Genomic DNA, 5,628 nt, shown 5'->3' with positions numbered 1-5,628 from the left:
GTATAGTATAGTGGGGGCAGGACTTGATATTAAAGGAAGTTCTTTTATTGCTTCTTTGTTCTTCAAGGGTAATTTGGTGTTTTTAATATCGCTCGTTTCGTCATCCTGAACCCGTTTCAGGATCTTTCTAGTATTACTTAGCGTATGGAATCTACTGGCTTTGCCTTAAATTTTTAAAAACCATTTTCTATCATAGAGAAATTTCAATATCCCAAGCTGTATCAGTAGAACACCTAGCCATAAACCTGCCTGTTGCCAGCCTAAAGGAATTTTAGCGATAACTCCGCCAAAGAGGAATTGTGAAGTAGATTCGAAATTGAAAAGGCCATGGGCACAAACGTAAATTAAAATAGAATTAGTACCAATCCAGATGAAGGGCAAGCTCCATTTTTGATAAGTTTTAACATCAATAATGTAATAGAAGACTGAGAACAGCACCAGACTGCATCCACCGGCAACCAACACAAAAGAGCTTGTCCACATATTTTTATTAACCGGAAAAATTAGGTTCCATAATAATCCAAGCGAAACCAATATTATGCCTGCTATAAAGAGGTAGAAAGCTTTTAGAACCAAACTGAAACGGTTATTTTTAGTGTTTAGAAATGTTCCTGTAAATACCCCTAAAAGTGCTGTTGCAATGGCAGGAATAGTGCTCAGCAAACCTTCTGGGTCGTAAACTGCACGATGGAGTTTGCCAGGCAACAATAAGCGATCTACATATGCTGCCAGATTACCTTCGGGTGTTAAAACGCCATTTCCAAAACCAGGAACAGGTATGGCTATCATGATGATGTAATAGCCCAATAAAATGCCCAGCAGCCAGATAAGCTGTTTGCGTAACGAAAAATTGAGGTAAATTAAAGCTGCAAAAAAAGTGGATAGGGCAATACGGCCAAGTACGCTCGCGAAACGTGTATTTTCGTAGCCTTCCCATTTGAGCAGGCCGTTTACCACCATTCCAAGAAAGATTAAAATCAGTGTTCTTCTGATCAGGGCATAATAAATACCTTTTGCTGATTTTTTTTTATCATTTCCGGCATTTAAATGTTTTTCGTAAGAAAATGGCATCGAAACACCTGAGATAAAAATGAAAAGTGGAAAAATCAGGTCGTAAAAAGTAAAACCATTCCAAAGGGAGTGATGAAGCTGGTTGCTGATGCCAACCAAAAAACTTTCGAGAAACGATAAATGGCCATTACTGGCGATGGTCCAATCATTGGGATTTCTGATCAAATGGTGTTCTTTCATTACACCGTTGGCCAGTCCGTGGAAAATACCTTCTCCACTAATAATCCAGAACATGTCAAAACCGCGTAAGGCATCTAAAGAAAGTAATCTTTTCTTTTTCGGTAAAAGCAAATCCTGTGGTGCAGTTTCGGTAATGGCCATAATATTTTTAAGCTAATGATGGGCGATTTTTGTTTTCTAAAAATAAGCGCTGTTCGGAGAAAAGCAGCATTTATTTTTTGATAATGGTATTATAAATAATTTCTCCTTCATCGTTAATGGTTTGTACGCGGATTAAATCTTTGCCGACCGAAAAAAGCATGAAACCATAAATAGAAGCCACCATCTGGGCATCATCAATGAGTTTTACAGGTGTTTTTTCTGATGCTGCGCCTGAAATGAAATGATGCGTTTTGCCTTCAGGTTTAATGTACTGCAAGCTGTGCTCGTGCCCGGTGAGGTATACATCTACGCCATAACGATCAAAAACCGGTTTAAGAGAACGGCGGATTGCTTTGGTATCATATCCGTCTGTGCGGCTTCCTCCAGTATACATGGGGTGATGACCCACAACAATTTTCCATCTGATGCTTGGATCTTCATCACTTAATACTTTAGTAAGCCATCGTTTTTGTTGGGTAGTATCCTGGCCTTTTACGTTTGGGCCGTATTCTGAATTTTTGTAAAATTCTGGAATTAAAGGGTTGGTATCGATAAAAGCAATCAATACCTGATTGTTCAGGTCTCCGTTAATAGGAAATTTCTTTGCATAATAACGGGCAGGCATTTTCCATCTTCTACTTATTTTTGAATAGGCTACCTGGGCATCTGGATTGGATTTATAATCGTGGTTACCCAGTACCGGATACCAATCCCATTGCAAAGAAAATGCAGTATAAATATCTTCAAAAGAATATTTAAAAAGTGGATCGTGCTCACTGATTACACCGCTAGGGTAGAAGTTATCGCCTGTGGAAATGATAAACTGTGCTTTAACATCTGCTGCGGTTATCCCCATTTGTTGCGCTACCTGTTTCTGATGGTCGGCACCGTTACGGCCCCAATCGCCCATGGCAATGAAATTAAGCGATAAGGCATCTTTAGTTAAAGTTTTGGTTGGTGTGGTGGCTTCAGATTGTGTTTTTAGTAAAACCTGAGCTTGCAATGAGCAATAGGTAAATAGGGAAATCAGTAAAAGTAAGTGTTTCCTCATGGAGATAAATTTAAGGTGATTGAGAAATTTTGATGGACCATCGGCCTTAAACAGGATGGGAAAAAAGAAATTTCTCTGGCTTTTACACCAGAGAAATTTTTGTATTGTTTACCGAGGGTTAATTATAACCGGGGTTTTGAACCAATGTATTGTTTGTCGCTATTGCTGTACTTGGAATTGGGAATATACGGCGATAAGTATCGGTATTGGTTTTAGATAAACCATAAGTGTTCTCAAATTTACCGAACCTGATCATATCATTACGGTGCCAGCATTCCCATGCAAATTCTTTCGAACGCTCATTGTAAAGTACATCCAATGTTAATGCTCCTAAAGCAGCAGAAGTGGTACGGTTGCTTCGTACACTGTTTACCAAACCTATTGCTGTAGCACCTAACGTTGGCGTTCCACCTCTGAATATAGCCTCTGCTTTCATGAGGATAATATCTGAATAGCGGAATAATGGCATATCGTTGTTTTGGTTCCGGCTAATTGGATTGGTGTAATCTGGTAAAAATTTAATGTTGCGGTAGCCGGTATTCCAGGCAATTTCATCCTTCCCTAAATCGTAAGCATTTGCACCTAAACGTGAACTGCTCAACGGAGTTAAATTTAGCGCATAGGTATAAGGTAACGCTCCAGCCGTAGTTCCACCAGTATAAAACTGATCGTAACCTAAATTAGTGGTGCTCACCATAATCGGACTTCCATCTGGCCAGTACTGTGGGCCGGTAAGCCATTGTTTGTTTCTGATGTCGTTCGAATCGTTAAAATTTGCATAAAACTCAGTTGTAGTCATTCGCGGACCGCTCGGTTTATTGTTTGATAAGCCCCCGCCACTGCTTTGGTTCATAACCGGGTTGGTAAATGTGCCCGGTGTGGAGCCAGAGTATTGATAACGTATACCAAGGTTACGGTTTAAATCGTAACGGGCCATAAACATATTGCCGGTAGAGGTAGACGCATCAAATGGAATTGCAAAAATAAATTCTTTTTGCGTTGGCCCATTGGTGGGATAAAACATCTGTAGATAGCTCGACATTGGTTCTATGCTATACAAGCCTGAACTAATTATCTGGTCGCAGGCCGCTATACAATCATCATAACGTGCTGTTCCAGTGTACACTGCTGCATTTAAGTACATTTTTGCCAATATCGAATAAGCCAGGTATTTTGTTGGTAAACCATAGGTTGCCATACCACTAGTCGATTTTAAATAGGGGATAGCCGCTTTAAGCTCGCTTTCTACATAGTTGAATACCTGTACACGTGTCGAATTTGTTTTTAATGCTGTGCTGCCATACAAGGTATCTAACGGAACATTGCCATATAAATCCATCATCATAAAGTACGACAGGGCCCGCATGGTTTTTAATTCTGCAAGGTTGGTGTTTTTTGCTGCACCCGCTGGTGCCGACTCGCTAATAATCGAAATGGTTTGATTGGCAGTGCCGATAATGTTGGTCAAATAAGACCAACCTGCTGCAACCCAAGCATTGTCTTTTGTCCAGGTGTGGCGATGCAATTCAAGGTACTTATTTCCGTCAATCCAGTCGGAAGCAAAAATTGGCAGCACCGATTCATCTGTTGATGAGCTTTGTAAAAAAAAGTAAGTAGTGGCATAATCGCTCCTTAAATTGATGTATACCGCTCCGGATGCCGATGTTAACTGTGCGGCTGTTTTGGGATAGGTTTCTGGTAAAAGTTCTGATGTAACGGGTACCTCGAGTTTTTGACAGGAGGTGAATATTAATGCACCAGTCAGCGCAAATAATATTCCAAATAATATCTTTTTCATGTCTTTAAAATTTGTGTTTTAAAATGATGCGTTAAGACCTAGTAAAAAAGTACGGGTTTTAGGGTAGAAGTTATTATAATCTATACCCGGGGCAGCACCTCCTTGATTAATCTCAGGATCAATCCCTTTATATCCAGTAATGGTAAATAAATTATTGGTTGATAAATAAACCCTAACATTACTCACATACTTAATTAGGTTTTTAAAATTATAGCCTAAAGTTGCGTTATCCAAACGTACGTAAGAACCACTTTCAATATACCGGTCTGAGTAGAATGAGTTTCTTGTGTCCGTTACTTTATCGTCAGCAGCGCTGTTTAGTATATTATTAACTGCTGCGCCTGCGGTGTAAGATAAATCAGCTTTGGTGGCGTTAAATATTTTATTACCAAAGGTTCCTCTTAAAAAGATGTTCAGCTCCAATTCTTTATATTTGAAGGTATTGCTCCAACCCATTATTACTTTTGGCTGCGCATTGCCCAGGTAGAAATAATCGGTTCCAATGCTTGGTGTAGTCGTTGTAGTACCATCGTGTTTGTAAAACATCGAGTTACCACTTGCATCTTTACCTGCATATTTTAGCGTAAAAAACTGGCCAAGCGGGTAACCAACTTTCAGAAYCTGTAAAGTTGCATTGGTTTGTCCTGGCCCTTCAGGATCCGAGTAACGAATAGAATCTGCATTAGAAATAGGACCTTGTAAGCTTGTAATTTTGTTTTTATTATAGGCCATGTTAATGCTACTCAACCATGAAAAACTTTTGGTAGCAACTGGTGATACATTTAAACTTACTTCGATACCTTTATTACTGATGCTACCACCGTTTGCGTATAATTGGCCGCCCGGAACAAGTGCTTGTGGTACACTGTATTTGAAAAGCATGCCATTGGTATTTTTATCATAGACATCTACACTACCGGTAATTTTGTTATTTAAAATACCAAAGTCCACACCAATGTTTTTGGTTGATGTCCTTTCCCATTTTAAATTGGGGTTTGCACCTTGGATAGGTGCATACGCCCCTGCCTGCACACCATTGTTGTAATAAGTGCCGAAACCACCATAAACTAACTGTCCATAATAGGCACCTATACCTGAAGAGTTTCCAGTTACTCCATAACTGGCACGGATTTTTAAATCGCTAACAAATGATTGGCCCTTCATGAATTCTTCTTCGCTTACTCTCCAGGCTAAACCAACAGACGGGAAATAACCCCATTGGTTATTTTTTCCGAATGCAGAGCTTCCATCACGTCTGATTGAACCTTGCAAAAAGTATTTACTCTTATAATTATAATTTAACCTGAAAAAGTCAGAGATCATCAGGATTCTTTGATAAACAAGGTCATTTCCTAAATTAATGCGGTAAGTAGGAATGGCATAGGGG

At 39.5% G+C, this 5,628-nt stretch carries 4 protein-coding genes; all 4 read right to left on the bottom strand.

All coding sequences use genetic code 11. From position 1 onward, the window contains the following. Positions 1-165: 165 nt before the first annotated feature. The gene (locus AC1DND_RS17260) at positions 166-1,392 is read right to left on the bottom strand and encodes an acyltransferase family protein (RefSeq protein ID WP_477583474.1); all 1,227 of its coding nucleotides are present in this window, start codon (positions 1,390-1,392) and stop codon (positions 166-168) included. 70 nt (positions 1,393-1,462) lie between these two features. After that, entirely contained in the window at positions 1,463-2,443 is a 981-nt protein-coding gene (locus AC1DND_RS17255) for a purple acid phosphatase family protein (protein ID WP_477583472.1), read from the bottom strand. A 118-nt stretch (positions 2,444-2,561) separates the two neighbouring features. Beyond that, entirely contained in the window at positions 2,562-4,241 is a 1,680-nt protein-coding gene (locus AC1DND_RS17250) for a RagB/SusD family nutrient uptake outer membrane protein (RefSeq protein WP_477583470.1), read from the bottom strand. 18 nt (positions 4,242-4,259) lie between these two features. Continuing rightward, positions 4,260-5,628 (bottom strand): TonB-dependent receptor domain-containing protein (locus AC1DND_RS17245; protein ID WP_477583468.1); only part of this gene is annotated, 1,369 nt, incomplete at its 5' end.

The organism is Pedobacter sp. 01N416 (assembly GCF_056399685.1).
The sequence above is the reverse complement of the archived record's forward strand: the minus strand, read 5'-3'. Positions and strand labels throughout refer to the sequence as shown.

Coding starts and splice junctions, on each gene's coding strand:
- AC1DND_RS17260 (WP_477583474.1), bottom strand. CDS start 1,392: ATGGCCATTACCGAAACTGCACCACAGGATTTGCTTTTACCGAAAAAG.
- AC1DND_RS17255 (WP_477583472.1), bottom strand. CDS start 2,443: ATGAGGAAACACTTACTTTTACTGATTTCCCTATTTACCTATTGCTCA.
- AC1DND_RS17250 (WP_477583470.1), bottom strand. CDS start 4,241: ATGAAAAAGATATTATTTGGAATATTATTTGCGCTGACTGGTGCATTA.